The following is a 17,789-nucleotide window of genomic DNA, read 5'->3' as shown; positions in this document are numbered from 1 at the left end:
GGTCTATACCTATACCTGCGCGTCGGGCGACTCGTCGTAAAAGAAGTAGCCGGCGACCCCCGCGAGACCGAGCGCGAGGGTCACGAAGGGCCACTTCCCGAGTTCTCTATTCGTGAACTTCGCGTGAATCGTGACGAAAATCGTGAGTCCGACGTGAGCGCTGAGGGTTGCCGCGAGGAACGTCTGGATGTCCATCGCTCGGAGGTTCGACCGCGAGCGGATAGTGATAGTGATTTCGACTCGGTAAGCACGAGAGGGAAAAGTACACTTCGATCCGCCCTCGAGAGTCGGGTGTGAACCGCCGCGCGTTCCTCGCCTGCGTCCCCGCCGTCGCCCTCGCCGGCTGTTTCTATCGTCTCGGGCTCGCCGAGCGCGTCGTCGTCCTCGAGAAGACGATCGAGGGGGTCGAGGTTGACCTCGAGACGGGCGAGCGTCGGACGGTCACGCTCCTCACCAGACGCGACGGCCCTGACGGGCCGACCTACGAAACCGTTCACGAGGACCTCGAGGGGACGGTTTCCGACGACGAGCCGCTTGCGTTCGAGGGCGACCTTCGCCAGGAACTCAGGTCAACGCACCCCGAGATTCGGCTCCGCGCTCGAGTCTGCGATTCGGCGCCGCTCGAGGACCCCGACGCCGCGAGTGGCTGTCGCTCGGTCTCGATCGTGAGCGAGGACTTCGACGAGGTTCGCGTCGGCGACGTGATCGACGTGCGCGAGAGCGACGACGGAATCGGGTTGCTCGAGGTCCACCAACGACGCGAGGATCGGTGAATCGGGACAGTTTGGGCTCGAGTTCTCGAACGACCTACCGGGCCCAGTAACAGCGATCACCACCGCGTGGCCGCGAGCGAGCATCGCCGAATAGGCGATGGTCGCGAGCCGGGGAAGGGCAGGCGGTCGGTCGCCGTGGGGCCCAGTAATTGCACCGCGAGCGAGGCGTCGCCGAGCGAGCGGACCGACGACTGACCCGCAGGGGAAGGAGGAGTGTTTTTGGTCTCTTGGCGAGCCCAGCGAGCCCAGGTCAGCGAGCATGTATGCTCGCCAGACAGCTTTTGCCGAGTGACGGCGAACCGTACGGTAGCTATGCTACCGTCGGTGAGCCAGAACGCAGCGCAAAAGGTGGTTAGAAATCGTGGTCCGGATCGTCCTCGACGGCTCGCTTGAGCGACTCGCGTCGGGATTTCGCGTCGCGACCGGTGGCTTCGAGCAGGAAGTCGTTCTTCGCGGAGACAGCCTCGCCGGCGGCCTCGAGTTCGTCGGGGCCGAGTTCGGTGGGGTCGCGCTCGACGAAGTCGACGGCGAGTTTGTCCTTCTTGCCGGAGTACTGGACGGTGCCGACTGTGATGCGCTCGAAGACGGGATTGTCGGGTTCTTCGACGACGTAGAGGTCGCTTCCCTTGAACTCCTCGGTGTCCGTGATCGAGCCGAAGTAGTCTTCGACGGTGGCTTTCATGTCGGGGATTCGGTCCTCGAGATGTTCGCCGCGGCGCATCTTGTACTCCTTCATGGCAGAGCCATATACGGGGTAGTGTTTACCTCTTTTCATCGCCACCAGCGGCTGTGAGGTGGGGGTCCGTTCAGGCGTCGTCCCGGTCGCGGTTAGGTCGCCTGGCTCGAGGCTCGAGGCTCGAGGGTCGAGTCGTCGAGAGCGGTTTGTTCAGTGTTCGAGGCCTCGAGCACAGCAAGGTACGGAGTGGCCTCGAGCGCAGCGAGATCAGGAAAATCGAACCTGGGGCGATCGAGGCGTTACCGCTCGCGCTCGCCGAGGTAGCCCTTCCGACACTCGGGGCAGATGTCTCCCGCGCGAAGGGAACCGCGGTCGCCGGGGGCGACGAACGAACACTGCGGACAGAAGAACTCGGTGTTGGCGCCACCCTGCGTCGTGGCTTTGCTCGGGTCGGGCGCAGCCTGCGCGCTGGTGATGCCGGTGTAGGACTCCGACTGCTGGGGCGAGGGTTCCGGTTCGGCGTCGACGAACACCGCGTCGTCGGTGACCGATTCGTCTCGAGTGGCTTCGTTTTCGGTCTCGGTTTCGCTTGTTTTCGCGCTCGAGCTCGCGCCCACGTCCTCCTCGACGAACGTCGTCTCGATGCCATCGGACTCGACCGACGAGTCGTTCCCGTCCCCGCCTTCATCCTCGGGCCAGGCGGTCGGTTCGGCCTCCGAACCGACCGGCGGCCCGACGTCGTCCGACTCGGGCCACTCGCCGTGTTCCCGGTCGCCGTCATCGGAGTCGGGTTCGGTCAGAATTTCGGCGTCGTCGGTGATCGGTTCGCCGTTTTCGTCCGTGGGGATCTCGAGGTCTTCGTCTGCGTCTGCGTCTCCGTCCCCATCCGTCGTCTCGTCTGCAGCCCCGGCTTCAGCTTCGACTTCGGCCGTATCACTGGGATCCCCCGCGCTCGTCGCCGCTTCCTCGGTCGATTCACCGTCCTCGAGACCGGCGCCAGATGCGTCGTCAATCCCGGGAGACGGGGGCTGGTCGGGTGCAGATTCGTCTGGGGAACGCGCGGCGGCGTCGGGCCCGAGTGCGGTAACCTCGGTGTTCTCGCTGGTGACGTTTTTCTCGCCACAGCGCTGACACCGCTGATACTCGGTCACGGTAACGACGACCTCGCTTCCCCGTTCTTCGCGCTCGCGGTCGACCTCGGTCTCGTCGAAGTCGTGTCCGAGCAGCGAACATCGAAGGGCCATTGTGAGACCGTTCCAACCCAGGCCATAAAAAACGTACTGCAAGAACCGCCGTCGAGTGGGACAACGGCAAACGTCAAATCCCAGCGTCACGAAGGGCAGACCGGATGAGAGCGAAACGGGAGTTTCGGGACCGGTCCACGACGGAGGTCGCCGTGCTCGACGCGCTCGTCGACCGAACCGAGAACGGGATGACGGTCTTCGAGCTTCGAGCCGAGGTCGCCGTCAGCATCGACGACCTCGAGGAGGCGCTCGCGACGCTCAAGGACGACGGGCTCATCGTGATCGACAACCAGACGAGCCGGACGGTCATCAAACCGGACGAGCGCGTCGTTCCCGACGAGAACGACCTCGACGAGGAGGACTCCCTGCTCGAGCGGTTGCGCGAGCGTTTTTCGTTCTAGGTGGCTGGCGTTCTCGCTTCTACCTCCCGACCGCGCCAGAACGAGGCGAAGACGTCAGGCAGCTGTCTGTCTCGATTACGTCGGTCGGCTCGAGGACCTCGCTCACCTCGAGTGTCTCGGTCAGTTTGATCGACTCGAGCCCCGCGAGAACCCCATCCATCTCGAGCGAAAAACGCGCCACCTAAACCCGACCGACCCCTCCACCGGAACGTGTCAGACACGACGCCGCCGACCGACGCCGACCCCGCGTTCCCGAGCGAACGACACGTCCTCGAAGCCGACTGCGCGCGCTGTCCCCACCTCGTGGACCACCGCGAGTGCATCTCCTGGGGGACCGGCCCGCTCGATGCCTCGGTGCTCGTCGTCGGCGAGGCTCCCGGCCGGGGCAACCCGGAGGCCGAGCGCTGGCGCGGCGGCAACTGGACCGGCATGGCCTACACCTCACGACACTCCGGTCGACGCATTCGCGAGCTGCTCGAGGCGGTGGGCTACGGCGACGACGCCTTCTACACGAACGCGGTGAAGTGCTTTCCAGCGGATCCCGAGGATCCGACGACGAATCGCGAGCCGACCGCCGAGGAACGGTCGGCCTGCCGAGGGCACCTGCTGACCGAACTCGAGCAGGTCGACCCCGCCGTGATCCTCGCGACGGGCAAGCACGCGACGACGACGGTGCTGGCGTTCGAGGACGACTCGCTCGACGGGTTTCTGGAGACGGTGCTCGAGCCCAGGTGGTGTGATCGCCTGGAGGCGTGGCTGTTGCCGATCCTGCACCCCTCGTACCAGGACGTCTGGCTCGGCCGACTGGGGTACGACCCCGAGGAGTACCGTGCGGACCTGCGGGCGCAACTCGATGCGCTCGTCGACGGCTGACTGTCGTGGCGAAGCCGTTGCCTGGACGCGAAGCTACTGGCCGGATTCAAAGCTGCTGCCTGAGCGCGAAGCCACTGTCCAGAATGCACCGCTGCGACTCGAGCGGAGTGAGAGTTGCCGCTCGAGCCGACCCCGCCATCGCCGGCGGTGGCAACGTTCTTTGACCAGGCCGTCGCATCGTCTCGTATGTCGACGATATTCAGCCAGATCGTCGCGGGCGACATTCCCGCGCGGGTCGTGTACGAAGACGAAACGACGTTCGCTTTCCTCGATGCCAACCCGCTCGCGCCGGGGCACACCCTGGTGATTCCGAGAGACGAGTACGAGCGGCTGAACGACGTCCCCGATGACGTCGCCGCGGATCTGTACGCCACCATCCACCGCCTCGTGCCGGTGGTCGAAGACGCCGTCGACGCCGAGGCGACGACCGTGGCGTTCAACAACGGTGAGGCTGCCGGCCAGGAGGTTCCCCACGTCCACTGCCACATCGTCCCGCGGTTCGACGGCGACGGGGGCGGCCCGATTCACGCCGTCGCGGGCGAGACGCCGGACCTCGAGGACGACGAACTCGACGAAATCGCGGCCGCGATCGACGAACGGGTCTGAAGCCGTTGCGGCGAACCGACATCGGACAGTGCGTACCGCTGGCCGTACCGGCCTGCGACCGAAGGCCGGGAATCTTATCTCGTTCGACCGCGAGCCTCGAGCCATGCGCGGGATCGCCGGTATCGGTGCGCGGTTTCGAGCCCACCCGGTCGCCACAGCGATCGAGCTCGGGAGCTTTCTGACCTGTTTCCTCCTGTTGCTCGCGACCGTCGCGGCCGTCGCGGGCGGGCCGCCGACCGGGACCGTCACCGGCGATCGGCTGTGGCTTGTCGTGATCGCCGCCGGCGGTTTCTTCGTCCTGTTCTGGACGCTCGTCGTGCCGCTGTACGAACAGCTGCTCTGATAGCCGAACGTTCGCGGGGCAACACTACTTTAGACGACTCCGGTCACTTCACGCGACGCCGGTACGCCGTGCCACGTCGTTCGGAGACCACGCTACTTACATACCACCCGGTTCAACCACAGGATAATGAGACGACGAGCATTTCTGACGAGTACGGCTGGCGGCGCGGTGGCCGGCGTAGCCGGATGCATTCAGAATACGTCGAATGGAAACGGGAACGGGAACGGGAACGGAAATGGAAACGGGGACGGCGCCAACGGAAACGGCGACGCGAACGACAGCGATACCAACGGCAACGGTGGCGACAACACGCTCCACGTCGCCACCTACACGTCGTTCGTCGACGCGCCGAGCGACAGCCCCGGCGTCTGGATCAAAGAGGAGTTCGAGCAGCGCTACGACGCCACCCTCGAGTGGCACACGCCCCAGCGCGAACTCACCCACTACGTCGAACGCTACAACGAGGGCGCCGAGATCGAACCCGAACTCTACTACGGAGCGAGTCCCCACGACCTCGTCCGCGTCGACGAGAACACCGACGGCGGCCTCTTCGCCAAAACCGACCGCTCGAAGCTCGAGAACGCGGACGACATTGGCGAGCAACACGAGTTCGATCCCCAGGGGCGCGTGATCCCGACCTACCGGGCTCTCTGTGCGATCGTCTACGACGGTCGTAACGTCCCGGCGCCGGAGACGTTCGAGGACCTGCTCGATCCGGTCTACGAGGGGCAGATCGGGATCCCGACCCCGCAGGACACGACGGGACTCCTGTTCTTGCTGTGGACGCTCAACGAGTTCGGCGAGGGCGGCGAGTACGACTACCTCGATTACTGGTCGGACCTGCTCGACAACGGCGCCCGCGTGCTCGACTCCTGGAGCGACGTCTACACCCAGTTCGAGAACGACGAACTCCCGGTCATCGTTTCCTACGCGAACGATCGCGTCTACGCGAAGCGCTTCGGCAACGACCTCGAGAAACACCGGGTCGCGCTGCTCGACGGACAGTCCTACGCCAACTACTCCGGCGTCGTCCGCTTTTCGAGCGGGACGAACGACGACCTGGCCCACAAGTTCATGGACTTCGTCCTCGATCCGGAGGTGCAGGCGGTCGTCGCCGAGCGCAACGTCACCGGGCCGACCAACGAGAAGACGGAACTGCCGGAGGTGTTCGAGGAGTACGCCAGAGAGCCCGAAGAGCCCGTCTTCTACGACTACGAGGAACTCAGCGGCAACCTCTCGGGGTGGCTCGAGGACTGGAGTCGCATGGCCGCCGGCGGTCGCTGAGCGCGAAACGAAAATCGAAATGTTCGCCCCTGTTCCGCCGTATCGCGTCCCCTCGCCGCGTACCTCGAGCGTAGCGCCGGTGCGTATCTCGAGCGTGGCGTCAGTGCGCACCTCGAGCGTCCCGTCACCGCCACCGACGACCTCACTCCTCGCGCTGGCTCCTGGCGTCGCGCCCGAGTTCGCCCTCGACGGCGTCGACCTTGTCGCTCGCGGTCATCTCGACCTCGCGCTTGTCGTCGACCTGGACGAGCGTCTGGACGTGCGCACGGTCGACGGCCTCGTGGGCCGCCGCACACGCCGCGAACAGTTCGTGGACGTCGTCGGCCTCGAGCGTCGTCGCCATCGGCGTCGTCTCGTAGGTGACGTCGAACTCCTCGAGGGCGTCGATGGCGGCGGCCACGTCGGGCGTGATGTCGTCTTCGGTGATGGGCGAGACGCGGAGCAGTGCAAAGACGGTCATAGTCGAGCGTTGGCGCGAGCGGGAGTTAGTGGTGACGGTCGCCGACGTCGGTTCCCTTCTGGACGGTTCAGCGTCCGGCGTCGCTCTCGGCCCCGTGCTCGAGTCCGGAAGCGCGGATGTGTCCGGACTCGAGTCCGGACGCGGCCACAACCGACGGAGGTACCAACGTGACGACCGATTCCGACCGTGCGAGTCCCGACGGCGGTGACGCGAGCGCGGCGATGCCAGGGGCGCCCTCCGCCGACGGCGTGTCGAGTCAATCCCCCATCCGCCACCGGACCGTCCGCGACCGCCTCGAGCGCCGGGCGCTCGCCGCCGGGGCCGTCGTCACGGTCGGCCTGTTGCTCGCGATGTTTTACTACCCCGTGGCGACGGTGTTCGTCGAATCGGTCGTCGTCGAGGGTGTCCTCACGCTCACCGTCTTCGCCGATCTGGTGACCGATCCGTTCTACTTCGGCGATTTCGCGCGGTTCCTCGCCGGCGAACCCCCGCTCGAGGTCCTCCGGGACCTGCTCTCGAGCGACCGTCGTCTGGGCATCGTCGGCTTCACCGCCTACCAGGCGCTCCTCTCGACGCTCCTCTCGCTCGCGCTCGGCCTGCCGATGGCCTACCTCCTCGCACGCTACGGGTTTCGTGGACGGCGGACGCTGCGCTCGCTGACGATTCTTCCCTTCGTCATGCCCTCGATCATGGTCGCCGTCGGCTTCTACGCCACGTTCGGCCGGAGCGGTACGCTCAACGCCGTCCTCGAGCCCCTGGGGCTGGGACCGATCTCGCTCGTGGGCAGCCTCGAGGCCATCCTGATCGCCCACGCCTTCTACAACGCACCGCTGGTCGCGCGGGTGACGACGGCAGCCTGGGAGTCCGTCGACGCGAGTGCATTCGAGACCGCCCGTAGCCTCGGGGCCGGGCCGTTCCGAGCCTTCCGAGACGTGGTCGCTCCGCAACTGTACCCCGCAGCGCTGATGGGCGCGGCCCTGACGTTCGTCTTCACGTTCGGCACCTTTCCCATCGTCCTCGCACTCGGCGGGATCCGGCTGTCGACCGTCGAGGTGTTCGTCTACCAGCTCGTCCAGGACCTCGACTACGCCGAAGCCGCCGCGTTGGCGATCGTAGAACTGGTAATCTCGCTCGGCGTACTCTACGGCTACCTCCGCTACGAGGCGAAACACACGGTTCGCTCGAGTGCGATCCGACCGCTCCCCCGAAAGTCGCTCGCGCCGCCAGCGTTCTCCGCGCGCGAACTCATCCCGCGGGTCGGCCTGGCCGTCTACGGCGTGATTGCCCTGTTCGTCTTCGTCGCCCCCATCGCGAGCCTGCTCGTCCGGAGCGTCACCACCCCCGGCGGCGAGTTCACCCTGGCCCACTACGGCTTCCTCCTCGAGCGCCAGGCGTCCGCGGCGGCGTTCCAGGTACGACCCTGGCCCGCCATCCGTAATTCCCTGCTGTTCGCCGCCGCGGCACTCGCCGTCTCCCTCCCAATGGGGGTCGTCGTCTCGGTACTGACGACGCGGCGCTACCGCGGGCGAAAACTCGTCGACGTGGTCGCCATGGCCCCGCTCGCCGTCTCCGGCATCATCGTCGGCATCGGCCTGCTCCGCGGTCCCGTTTTCGGGTTCGAAATCTGGCACTACCGGATCACCGTCACGGGTGCGGTGGCCATCGTCGCCGCCCACGCCGTCGCCTGTTACCCGTTCGTCGTCCGAACCGTCGCGCCGGGACTCGAGTCGATCGATCCCAGTCTCCTCGAGTCCGCTCGCGCACTCGGGGCCTCTCGAACCAGGGCACTGCTCGACGTCGAGTTGCCCCTGGTCTGGCCCGGCGTGGTCGCGGGCGCGGCGTTCGCGGTGGCCATCTCGATGGGGGAGTTCTCCGCGACGGTGATCCTCGCGACCGGCACCGACCAGTACACGATGCCGATCGCGATCGAACGATTCATCGGACGTCGCCTCGGACCGGCGACCGCCATGGGCGTCGTCTTGCTCGTCGTCACCGCGTTCAGTTTCGTCGTCATCGACCGCCTCGGAGGTGATCGCGTTGGCCTCTGAGCGCAACGGACTCGAGCGAGCGCAGGTGGCCGACTACCAGGCCGACGCGGTCGACGCGGACACTCCCGTCGCGCTCGAGCTCGACGACGTCTCGAAGACGTACGGCGAGACGACGGCCGTCGACGACGTCTCGATCCGCGTTCGCGAGGGCGAGTTCTTCACCCTCGTCGGCCCCTCGGGCTGTGGGAAGACCACCACGCTCCGACTCGTCGCCGGGTTCGAGGCGCCGAGTGCGGGGACCGTCCGATTCCGCGGCGAGGACGTGACCGACGTTCCGCCCGAGGATCGCGACGTCGGCGTCGTCTTCCAGAACTACGCGCTGTTCCCGCACATGACCGTCGGCGAGAACGTCGCCTACGGGCTCAACTTCACCGACCCGCCAGGAAACGTCTCGCACGACGAACGGGTTCGGGAGTTGCTCGAGCTGGTCGACCTCGAGGGGATGGCCGACCGCGACCCGGACGAACTCTCCGGCGGCCAGCAACAGCGCGTGTCCATCGCCCGCGCGCTGGCACCCGGCCCGGACGTGCTCTTGCTCGACGAGCCGATGAGCGCTCTCGACGCGCAACTCCGAGAGCGCCTTCGCGTCCAAGTGAAGGCGATCCAGCGGGAGATGGAGATTACGACGGTGTACGTGACCCACGACCAGGAGGAGGCCCTCGCCATCTCCGACCGCGTGGCCGTCATGCGCGCGGGGGCGCCCGAGCAGGTCGCCCCGCCGCGAACGATCTACCACCGCCCCCAGACGCGCTTCGTCGCCGAGTTCGTCGGGGACAACAACGTCTTCGACGGCGAGGTCGTCGGCGTCGACGCCGACGGCTATGGCGGCGAGACGCGGGCTCGAGTCGATGTCGCCGGAACCGAGTTCGACGTCGTGACTGACCGGACCGACGAGCCGAATCGAGGCGAATCGCTGACCTTCTGCGTTCGACCCGAACACCTCTCGCTCGAGGCCCCGGCCAACGCGTTCGCGGGAACCGTCGAGAGCGCGGAGTTCCTCGGGGAGACCACGCGCGTCCGCCTCGCCTGGCAGGGCCGGGACGTCGTGTTGCGAACGCGCGAACCGCTCTCGGGCGAGGTTCGAGTCGGATTCGATCCGGGGGACGCGCACGTCGTCGGTCAGTGAGCGGTGAGCGGCAAACTCGCGTGAGCAGAGACAGACGGCGTCGAACGCAGCCGTACCCGATCACCCGGATAGATTCATCACCCTCGAGTCGAAGGGACACGTATGCCAGTCGAGCGACTCTACCGGCTGAACACGGCGACGTGGACCTTCGACAACAGCGCCGCGACCCAGCTACAGAACCCAGGCGAGCCCTACGTGGGCTGGTGTCCGTGCTACCTGCTCGAGCACCCAGAGGGACTCGTCTTGTTCGACACGGGCGTGAGCCACGAGATGGCGACGGCGCCGCTCGAGTACGGTCCGGAGGGAGCGCCCCACATGGCCGAGTTCGCCGAGACAATCGATCTCTCGGCGGGGAAGCCCCCGGTCGAGCACCTCGCGGACCTGGGTTACGAGCCAGGGGACGTAGACACGGTCGTTCTCTCACACCTCCACACCGACCACGCCGGCAACCTCGATTCGTTCCCCGAGGCGACCGTCGTCGTCCGGAAGGAGGAACTGCGCTACGCGTTCTGGCCCGACGGCCCCCAGCGACTGTTCTACCTCGAGGGCGACTTCCGCCACCTCCGGGAACTCGACGCGGACGTCATCGCGATCACGGACGAGTACGACGTCTTCGGCGACAGATCGGCCGTCGCCTTCCCGACGCCCGGACACACGCCGGGTCACCAGTCGCTCGAGGTGGACCTCGCGTCGGGGACCACGATCCTCGCGGCCGACGCGGCGAACAGTCGCGCGGGCTACGAGCAGGAACTCGCCGCCTCGTTCGCGTGGTCGCTCGAGGCGTCGGTCGACTCGATCGCCGCGATCAAGGATCGTGCCCGCGTCGCCGACGCGGACGTTATCGTCCACCACGATCCAGACGAACAGCGACGCCTTCCGGACCCGCCGAACGCGCTCGAGTGAGTCGTGTCACCTGGGAATACAAAATAACACATGGTTATATTTATGAGGTTGTCACACGCTACTATGGCCCATAGCGCACCCGCCGCTCTGTAGACGACACCAACGAGTCGCACCCTCGGTGACGCCTCGGGCCGAAAAACGTCCTTCGTCGTACCGACTCCCTATATAATGACCACACGGAACACAAATCTCACCGGCACGACCCACCTCGAGCGGATCGAGCGAACGGCCCTTCCCGCGTCCGTTTCGGCCCTCCTCGAGACCTACGAGGAAACCGTCGACGAACGGGATCGCTTCCTCTGGAAGTGGCTCTACTACCTCTTTCCGGAGATTACCCTCTCGTGTGTCCGCCCCGACGACAGCCAGCAGGTCCGAGAGAGCAAGCTGCTGGTGTCGCTGTACGTCACCATCCTCGACGACCTCGCGGAACGCGACGAGGACGTACACACGTTTCGGGAAGCCACGAAAGCGCCGTTCGACCACCGGGTGGCCGACGAGACGCGTCCGGAAATCGACGCGGCGGCCGTCTCACTCGCCCACGAGGTCTGGGAGCACGTGGACGACAGGCTCGAGTCGGCACCCAGGTACCCGGAATTTCGCGACCTCCTCCGGTTCGATCTCGACCGGACCACCACCGCCATCGAGTACACCTACCTGCTGAACCACCACCTCGAGCTGGCGTCCCTCGAGGAAACTGCCATTTACGACAGTCACAACATGATGCTGTTCACCTACGCCGCCATCGACCTGCTGTACTCGCCGGCGTTCGACCGTTCCGAACTCGGACGGCTGCGGGAGGTACTCAGACGCGCCCAGCAGATGACCCGCATCGGCAACTGGGTCACCACGTGGGAGCGCGAACTCGAGGAGGGAGACTGTAGTTCCGGCGTCGTCGTCTCCGCCGTGGAACGGGGCGTCGTTTCACGCGAGCAACTCGAGCGACTGCGGGCCGATCCCGCGACCGCCGATCGGGACAAGATCGTCGCGCGGATCCAGGAGGCGAATATCGAAGACCGATTACTCGAACGGTGGTCGGAGCACTACGAACACGTCGAGGGGTACGCCACCGACGTCGAGAGCGTCGACGTCGGGGCGCTTCTCGAGGGACTCGAGACGGTGCTCGCGTGCCATCTGGAAAGCCGGGGGCGAAAATGACGGGACGTGTGAAAACGGAAGCGAACGCAAATGCGAAGGCGAGAACGACCGCCCGGAGAGCGACGTCGTCACCGCACCGTCGGACGGACGCCGACTCGCCACGACCGGGATGCAACTGCTCCCACGAACGTTCCACTCTGATGGTGATCGGACGTGACTGACCGAGAGCGAACCGATCGGGAACCCCCCTCGAATGGAGACTTCGTCCAGGAGGTGATGACCCGGTCCGAGCTACTGGAACTGCTGGCCGACCGACCGCGGACGGCCCGCGAACTGGCCGACCAGCTCGAGATGGCCCGGTCGACCGTCCACCGGGCGGCCGATGCGCTCGAGGCGCACGGACTGGTCAAGAAACCGGCCGACCGCTTCGAGAGCACTGGCCTCGGCGACGTCGTCGCCGACGAACTCCGCACGTTTCGAACGAACCTCGAGGCCGCACGACGGATCGAGCCGTTCTTGAACACGATCGACGACTCGGCGCCGGAACTCCCGATCGAGCACTTCACCGACGCGACCGTGACCTGTTCGGGCCACCGGCAGGCACACGTCGGCATCAAGCGCATCACCGAGCTCATCGAAGCGACGGACTCCCTCCGGATGTTCTCGAGCATCATCTCGCCACTGTACGTCGACGTGGCGCGACGGGAAATTCTCGACGGCACGGAAATCGAGGTGATCTTCGACCAGCAGGTCATCGAGATCATCCTCGAACAACACGTCGAAGAGGCGATGGAGGCGTTCGAAACCGGCCGGTTCGAGGTCTACGTCGCCGAAAACGTCCCGTTCGAGCTCTTTCTCTTCGACGAGCGGGTGGGCCTTGCGGCCCACGACGAGTCGGGCATCGCCCGCGCGTTCGTCGAGACAACCGATGCCGAGGCGCGGTCGTGGGCCGAATCGCTCTACGCGGAGTACGCGGCGGACACGGACGCGTTTCGGATGGAGTGACGGGGAAACCCCGATTCTGCCACGCGAGACGCTGGAATCGGTGACTGCTGCCGTCTCGAGACGGCCGTCCTCGGCGGTTCGACATCGTTTCAAAGTCGCTCGAGTTCGTCGCTCGAGATTACCGAACCAGTGTGTGCTGTTCGATCGATGCAATTCATTCGACTGGTACAAAACCGTCGAGCGTTCGAACGCCTCCCGTTCGTGCTATTCAGCCGATTCGTCGCCGAATTATTCCATCGAGTATATACAACTCGCTGGTGTCCCTCTCGAACGATGGGACGTCGGTCCCTTCGAACGGACTACTCACAGGAATCCACCAATGACCAGTATGGACCCTAATCTCGATATCGTGGCACGGGACCCCTCCACGGACACGTATGAATTTCGACTCGACGACAATCGCGAAACGACGGTGTCGATCGCCGAGGCCATGGCGACGATTCGAGGCTGTCCGTCGATCGATCTGCGACCACTTTACCACGACGTCGATCCAGCATTGCTCGAACGCGTCGGCTCCCGGTCGAGTCGACAGTCGTTTCACTTCGTCAGCAACGGCTTCGACGTCACCGTCAGTGGCACCGGGACGGTTCGAATCGAACGCCTGGACTGATCGTTCGAGCGGTCGGGCGGTCGAGAGGTAGAGCACTCGCGCGTCCGAACGCACAACGGGAAGCAAACAGATTCCCTCCGAGCTGCAACTGGCGTGCATAGCGCGACTCGTCGTTCACGAATAGCCCCCGGTTTCTGGCCGACGGGTCCGGGAGTCGTCGATCATCGGGTCCTCGAAGAACGTTCACGTGGTTCGAACAGTACGGAAAATCCGATCAAAACACGTAGGAACCGAGATTATTCCCGTCACCACCCAACCCCAGCGTACGATCAGCACATGACGACGAACATCCCATCACCAGCGCTATTCGAGCAGGCCGGCGAAGTTACCTCGGCGTTCGACCTTCTGGCCGACCAGCGGCGCCGCGTGGTGGTACGATACCTCGAGGAAACGACCGGCCCGGCGACCCTCGAGGAACTGGCCGAGGAAATTTCGGCTCGCGAATCGAGTGGTCGGTTGCACTCGATCTCCGACCACGCGGACGCCCAGCACGACCACCTCCGGTCGATCACGATCTCGCTCCACCACGTACACATTCCCAAACTCGCCGACGCGGACGCGATCGACTACGACCCGGAGACGAAGACGGCCCTCCTCACCGAAACCGGGGAACGCATCGCCGCCCGGATGGACGCAATCTGTGGCGAGCCACGGGATACCTACGACCGCTCGTCGTAGCCTCCACGACCCCAACGACCGCTCGTCGTAGCCTCTACGACCGAACTCGACAACCGGTACCGTTTTGCACGGCCGCGTGACACAGTGAGGTATGAACCACGCCAGAGGACCGCTGCTCACGATCGACCTCGAGGACCGTTCGTGGGAGACCGAATCGATCGACGACGTACTCGAGCGCTACGTTGGCGGTCGCGCAGTCGGAACGAAACTCGCTCACGATCGGATTCCCTTCGACGCGGACCCGTTCGGGCCCGAGAACCGCCTCTTCTTCGCGACGGGACCGCTCCAGCACTCGACGATGAGTTTCACCGGGCGGATGTCGGCGACCGGGCTCTCGCCGCTAACCGACGGCCTGCTCTCCTCGAACGCCGGGGGCTTCCTCTCGCGGAACTTCACGGCGACGGGCTACGGCGCCGTCGAGGTCGCAGGCGAGAGCGACGACCTCGTGATCGTACACGTCACGGACGATGGCGTCGAATTCGAGGACGTGTCGGCGCTCGAGGGGGCCGAGACGAGCGAGCTCTGTGAGTACATCGAGGCCGAACACGGCCTCGAGGCCGAACACACCGTCACCATCGGCCCAGCGGGCGAGAACCGGGTTCGCTTCGCCTCGATCATGACCTCCCGCGAGCGCGCGTTCGGCCGCGGCGGCCTCGGAGCTGTGCTCGGCGCGAAGAACGTCAAGGCGATCACCTTCGACGGGGATTCGGCGCACGACGTCGAGATTCCGTCTCTTCAGATGGACGTCCACCGGGAGGCCGCCCAGTCCGACCACATCATGAAACGACAGGGCACCTCCTCGATGACCGAGTTCGCGAGCACGGTCGAGGCCCTCCCGACGCGGTACTTCTCGGGACTGAGCTTCGAGGGCGCCGAGGGCATCAGCGGCGACCGCGTCGAAGAGAAGAAGTACAAGAAGGGAACCTGCTCGGCGTGTGCGTTCGCCTGCAAACTCCCGACCAGGGACGAGGAATCCGGCCTCGAGACCGAGGGCCCGGAGTACGAGACGGTGATGGCGTTCGGCTCGAACGCCGGCGTGGACGACATCGTCGACGTGATGCAGTCGAACAAACTGTGTGACGAACTCGGGATGGACACCATCTCCGCGGGCGACGTCGTCTCGGCGTACCTCGCGAGCGAGGACGCATTCGGCGACGCCGAGTTGATCCACGAGACCGTCGAGAAGATCGCCCACCGGGAGGGAATCGGCGACACCCTGGCCGAGGGCGTCGACCGCATCCACGACGAACTGGGCGTCGACAACTGGTCGGTCAAGGGCCTCGAGTTCCCCGCCCACGACGGCCGCACGCTCAACGGCCAGGGACTGTCCTTCGCCACCTCGAACCGCGGCGCCGACCACATGTACGCCGAGTTTTACTCGCTCGAGTACCCGCTGGTCGACCAGGACCAGGCCATCGACAAGGAGGGCCTCGAGGGGAAACCCCCGAAGGTCGTCGAGAAGGAGAACCTCAACGTCATCAAGGACAGCGCGGTCCTGTGTAAGTTCTCCCGGGACTTCGTCGACGCCGACCGCCTCGAGACGCTGCTCGACGCGGACTACGACGACCTGCTCGCCGTCGGCAGCGAGGTCGTCGCGATGGAGCGCCACTTCAACAACCGGCGCGGCATGGACCGGGCTGACGACCGACTGCCCTACGAACTTCCGGGATTCGACGACGCCCTCTCGGCATACTACGCCGAGCGCGGCTGGAACGACGACGGCACCGTCCCGGCGGAAGCCGTCGGCGCAGGCGAGGCAGTCTCGAGCGACGACTGACGGGTTCAGCTGTTTCTGCCGTTTCCGACGTTTCCGCCGTTCTCGCCGTTCTCGTCACTTTCGCCGTTTTCGCCGTTTTCGCCGTTTTCGCCGTTTCAGCTGTCGACACCGGGTTCGAACGCCTCGAGCCGCCGTCTCGCGTATCGATAGCCACCGAGCCCCACGACTCCTCCGAAGACGCCACAGAGGGCTACTGTCGCCGCGACTCCTGCGGGCGAGTCGGCGACCCCCGTCCCGAACCCGACGAAGAGTGGGCTCGCGACGACGACCATCGCAGCGAGGTAGGCGAGCATGGCGTACAGTTCGGGCGGCGACAGGGAGGCGGGCGTCGGCCCCTCGAGGTTCGGAAGGAAGGCGCCGACGGCGAGCGAGAGGCCCGTCCCGCCAATCGTCACCAGCGTCGCGGCGGCCGCGAACCCGACGCTCGTCAGGGGCGGATAGCCGGCGGCGGCACCGACGAGGAGCGCAGCGGTTGTGACGACTGGCACGCCCGGAACGAGCGCGGCGAGGGCGTGCCCGCGGAGGATGGCGTCCGGCCCGCCGGGCGTCGTCCGCACGAGCGCCAGGGCGACCCGTTCGTTCCCGAGGGGGTTGAGCGTCGTCCCGAGGCCGACGGCCGAGGCGGCGTACAGGACGACGAGCGGCGCGAGCAGCGCGGGCGCCGTCGACGACACGTCGGCGGTCACCGGCCCCACGAACGCCAGCGGCAGGACGACGTAGAGCATCGCCCGCGGTGACCGGCGCATTCGACGCCACACCACTGCCGTCGCTCCCGCCGTTGCCCGGCCGAATCGCGCCTCGAGCGCCCGCCCCACGAACCGCGTTCGTCGGCCGGGACGCGAGTCGGAGACGGTGCCGTCGTCGAGGACGGTCTCGGCGAACCACAGCGAGCGGCCGGAAACGAGGGTCGTTCCCAGGGCGAGCGGGATCACGCTGGCAGCGACGAACAGTGCAGCCCCGGCCTGGACGGCCCCCGCCTCGAGGCCGGGCGTGGTCGCCAGCGCGAGGTCGCCGTACCAGCCGAGCGGCGTCGAGCCGAGCAGGCCGGCGGCCCGACGGCTGACAGCGAGCCCGACGAACGTGACGAACAGGAGGAGGACGCTCACGGCGTACCGGGAGCTGTAGAGTCGCGGGGATCGACGGATGGCGGCCCGGATGGTGACGCCAACGGCGGTTCCGACCAGCAGGCCGGTCAGGAGGATGGCGCCGCCGCCGACGATTGCGCCGACGAACGTCGCGGGCGACCCCGTCCCAACCGTGAACGCCAGGACAGCTCCCAGGGTTGCCGGCGCGACGAACCAGCCGTGCTCGAGCAGGGCTGCCCCGAGGACGCCGCCGATGGCCGACGGGAGCGGGACCGCGGTGACGGCCTCTGTCGGCGGGGTCTCCCAGCCGTCGCTCGTCGTCGCCCCCAGCACGCCCAGGCCCGCCGTCAGAACGAGTCCCGTTGCCGCGAGTTCGCGCGTGCGCTCAAGGACGCGGTCGCTCTCGGTGCCGACGAGGGTACCGTAGTGGTAGGCGCCGGGTTCTGGCCAGACGGACTCGTAGACGGGGACCGGAACGGTGCCGACGAGCAACAGCGTCGCGAACGTCGCACCCAGGACGACCGCGGCCGCCAGTTGCGGGTGGCGACGACGGCGCCGGAGTTCGACGCGGTGGCGAACCGCCGCAATCTGCCCCGCGGCGCGAGCGGCGGCGAGGACGCGCTGACTCGAGGAGGTCACTGCTCGAGGTTGCACCGGGGGGTGGTTCACTCTCACGGTTTCGACGCATCAACTATACGAATTGTAGTCGTGGAGAAAAGGCAGTGTCTCCCGAGTTTCAGCGTTCGATAGATGGTTCGTGCTGAAGAGCGGAGCGTTCCTTACGAGAACTCCCCTATTCCGG

The 17,789-nt window shown here is 66.2% G+C and carries 20 protein-coding genes; 14 read left to right on the top strand and 6 right to left on the bottom strand.

Features of this window, described 5'->3' with window-relative positions; all coding sequences use genetic code 11:
- Window positions 1–9 precede the first annotated feature (9 nt).
- Window positions 10–195, bottom strand: a complete 186-nt coding sequence (locus ACFQS4_RS17115; protein ID WP_500194735.1) for a hypothetical protein — start codon at window positions 193–195, stop codon at window positions 10–12.
- Window positions 196–293: 98 nt separating this feature from the next.
- Between ACFQS4_RS17115 and ACFQS4_RS17110 the strand changes: the two genes are divergently transcribed.
- Window positions 294–773, top strand: coding sequence for a hypothetical protein (locus ACFQS4_RS17110; RefSeq protein WP_500194732.1), 480 nt, complete (start codon window positions 294–296; stop codon window positions 771–773).
- Window positions 774–1,125: 352 nt separating this feature from the next.
- Here the strand turns inward: ACFQS4_RS17110 and ACFQS4_RS17105 are convergent, their stop codons facing one another.
- Both ACFQS4_RS17105 and ACFQS4_RS17100 read right to left on the bottom strand, forming a co-directional pair.
- Window positions 1,126–1,509: a DUF5611 family protein gene (locus tag ACFQS4_RS17105; RefSeq protein WP_500194729.1), complete on the bottom strand. Its 384-nt coding sequence runs from the start codon at window positions 1,507–1,509 to the stop codon at window positions 1,126–1,128.
- Window positions 1,510–1,748: 239 nt separating this feature from the next.
- Window positions 1,749–2,693, bottom strand: coding sequence for a DUF7093 family protein (locus tag ACFQS4_RS17100; RefSeq protein ID WP_500194727.1), 945 nt, complete (start codon window positions 2,691–2,693; stop codon window positions 1,749–1,751).
- A 104-nt stretch (window positions 2,694–2,797) separates the two neighbouring features.
- Between ACFQS4_RS17100 and ACFQS4_RS17095 the strand changes: the two genes are divergently transcribed.
- Complete coding sequence (locus ACFQS4_RS17095; RefSeq protein WP_500194725.1) at window positions 2,798–3,094, top strand: DUF6432 family protein; 297 nt, start codon at window positions 2,798–2,800, stop codon at window positions 3,092–3,094.
- A 19-nt stretch (window positions 3,095–3,113) separates the two neighbouring features.
- Here the strand turns inward: ACFQS4_RS17095 and ACFQS4_RS17090 are convergent, their stop codons facing one another.
- Window positions 3,114–3,275 carry a hypothetical protein gene (locus ACFQS4_RS17090; RefSeq protein WP_500194724.1) on the bottom strand — a complete coding sequence of 54 codons (162 nt, stop codon included), beginning with the start codon at window positions 3,273–3,275 and terminating at the stop codon, window positions 3,114–3,116.
- Between the two features lie 29 nt (window positions 3,276–3,304).
- Between ACFQS4_RS17090 and ACFQS4_RS17085 the strand changes: the two genes are divergently transcribed.
- The 4 genes from ACFQS4_RS17085 to ACFQS4_RS17070 all read left to right on the top strand — a co-directional run bounded on the left by ACFQS4_RS17085 (window position 3,305) and on the right by ACFQS4_RS17070 (window position 6,200).
- Window positions 3,305–3,967, top strand: a complete 663-nt coding sequence (locus tag ACFQS4_RS17085) for a uracil-DNA glycosylase (RefSeq protein ID WP_500194721.1) — start codon at window positions 3,305–3,307, stop codon at window positions 3,965–3,967.
- A gap of 186 nt (window positions 3,968–4,153) precedes the next feature.
- A complete protein-coding gene (locus ACFQS4_RS17080; RefSeq protein ID WP_500194719.1) occupies window positions 4,154–4,573 on the top strand; it encodes an HIT family protein in 420 nt (139 codons plus the stop codon).
- Between the two features lie 28 nt (window positions 4,574–4,601).
- Complete coding sequence (locus tag ACFQS4_RS17075) at window positions 4,602–4,916, top strand: hypothetical protein (RefSeq protein WP_500194718.1); 315 nt, start codon at window positions 4,602–4,604, stop codon at window positions 4,914–4,916.
- A 126-nt stretch (window positions 4,917–5,042) separates the two neighbouring features.
- A complete protein-coding gene (locus ACFQS4_RS17070; RefSeq protein WP_500194716.1) occupies window positions 5,043–6,200 on the top strand; it encodes a thiamine ABC transporter substrate-binding protein in 1,158 nt (385 codons plus the stop codon).
- A 142-nt stretch (window positions 6,201–6,342) separates the two neighbouring features.
- On the opposite strand, the gene ACFQS4_RS17065 is transcribed toward ACFQS4_RS17070, so the two are convergent.
- On the bottom strand, window positions 6,343–6,660 hold the full coding sequence (locus tag ACFQS4_RS17065) for a thiamine-binding protein (RefSeq protein WP_254158403.1): 318 nt from the start codon (window positions 6,658–6,660) through the stop codon (window positions 6,343–6,345).
- Between the two features lie 221 nt (window positions 6,661–6,881).
- On the opposite strand from ACFQS4_RS17065, the gene ACFQS4_RS17060 reads away from it, so the two are divergent.
- The 8 genes from ACFQS4_RS17060 to ACFQS4_RS17025 all read left to right on the top strand — a co-directional run bounded on the left by ACFQS4_RS17060 (window position 6,882) and on the right by ACFQS4_RS17025 (window position 15,902).
- A complete protein-coding gene (locus tag ACFQS4_RS17060; RefSeq protein WP_500196646.1) occupies window positions 6,882–8,708 on the top strand; it encodes an ABC transporter permease in 1,827 nt (608 codons plus the stop codon).
- Window positions 8,698–9,834, top strand: coding sequence for an ABC transporter ATP-binding protein (locus tag ACFQS4_RS17055; protein WP_500194712.1), 1,137 nt, complete (start codon window positions 8,698–8,700; stop codon window positions 9,832–9,834). Before ACFQS4_RS17060 ends, ACFQS4_RS17055 begins: the two co-directional genes overlap by 11 nt.
- Before the next feature lie 102 nt (window positions 9,835–9,936).
- Window positions 9,937–10,737: an N-acyl homoserine lactonase family protein gene (locus ACFQS4_RS17050; RefSeq protein ID WP_500194710.1), complete on the top strand. Its 801-nt coding sequence runs from the start codon at window positions 9,937–9,939 to the stop codon at window positions 10,735–10,737.
- Between the two features lie 168 nt (window positions 10,738–10,905).
- A complete protein-coding gene (locus tag ACFQS4_RS17045) occupies window positions 10,906–11,892 on the top strand; it encodes a hypothetical protein (RefSeq protein WP_500194708.1) in 987 nt (328 codons plus the stop codon).
- Window positions 11,893–12,045: 153 nt separating this feature from the next.
- The gene (locus tag ACFQS4_RS17040) at window positions 12,046–12,837 is read left to right on the top strand and encodes a helix-turn-helix transcriptional regulator (protein ID WP_500194706.1); all 792 of its coding nucleotides are present in this window, start codon (window positions 12,046–12,048) and stop codon (window positions 12,835–12,837) included.
- A 328-nt stretch (window positions 12,838–13,165) separates the two neighbouring features.
- Entirely contained in the window at window positions 13,166–13,447 is a 282-nt protein-coding gene (locus ACFQS4_RS17035) for a HalOD1 output domain-containing protein (protein ID WP_500194704.1), read from the top strand.
- A gap of 276 nt (window positions 13,448–13,723) precedes the next feature.
- Window positions 13,724–14,125, top strand: a complete 402-nt coding sequence (locus ACFQS4_RS17030; RefSeq protein WP_500194701.1) for a DUF7344 domain-containing protein — start codon at window positions 13,724–13,726, stop codon at window positions 14,123–14,125.
- Between the two features lie 91 nt (window positions 14,126–14,216).
- Window positions 14,217–15,902, top strand: coding sequence for an aldehyde ferredoxin oxidoreductase family protein (locus tag ACFQS4_RS17025; RefSeq protein WP_500194698.1), 1,686 nt, complete (start codon window positions 14,217–14,219; stop codon window positions 15,900–15,902).
- A 95-nt stretch (window positions 15,903–15,997) separates the two neighbouring features.
- Here the strand turns inward: ACFQS4_RS17025 and ACFQS4_RS17020 are convergent, their stop codons facing one another.
- Window positions 15,998–17,626 (bottom strand): hypothetical protein, encoded by a 1,629-nt coding sequence (locus ACFQS4_RS17020; RefSeq protein WP_500194696.1) that lies wholly within the window; start codon window positions 17,624–17,626, stop codon window positions 15,998–16,000.
- Window positions 17,627–17,789: the final 163 nt, after the last annotated feature.

Origin of the sequence: Saliphagus sp. GCM10025317 (genome assembly GCF_042663665.1) — an archaeon.
Classification (GTDB): Archaea; Halobacteriota; Halobacteria; order Halobacteriales; family Natrialbaceae; genus Natronosalvus.
Note: the sequence above shows the minus strand (reverse complement) of the source record. Positions and strands in the feature narration are given on the sequence as shown.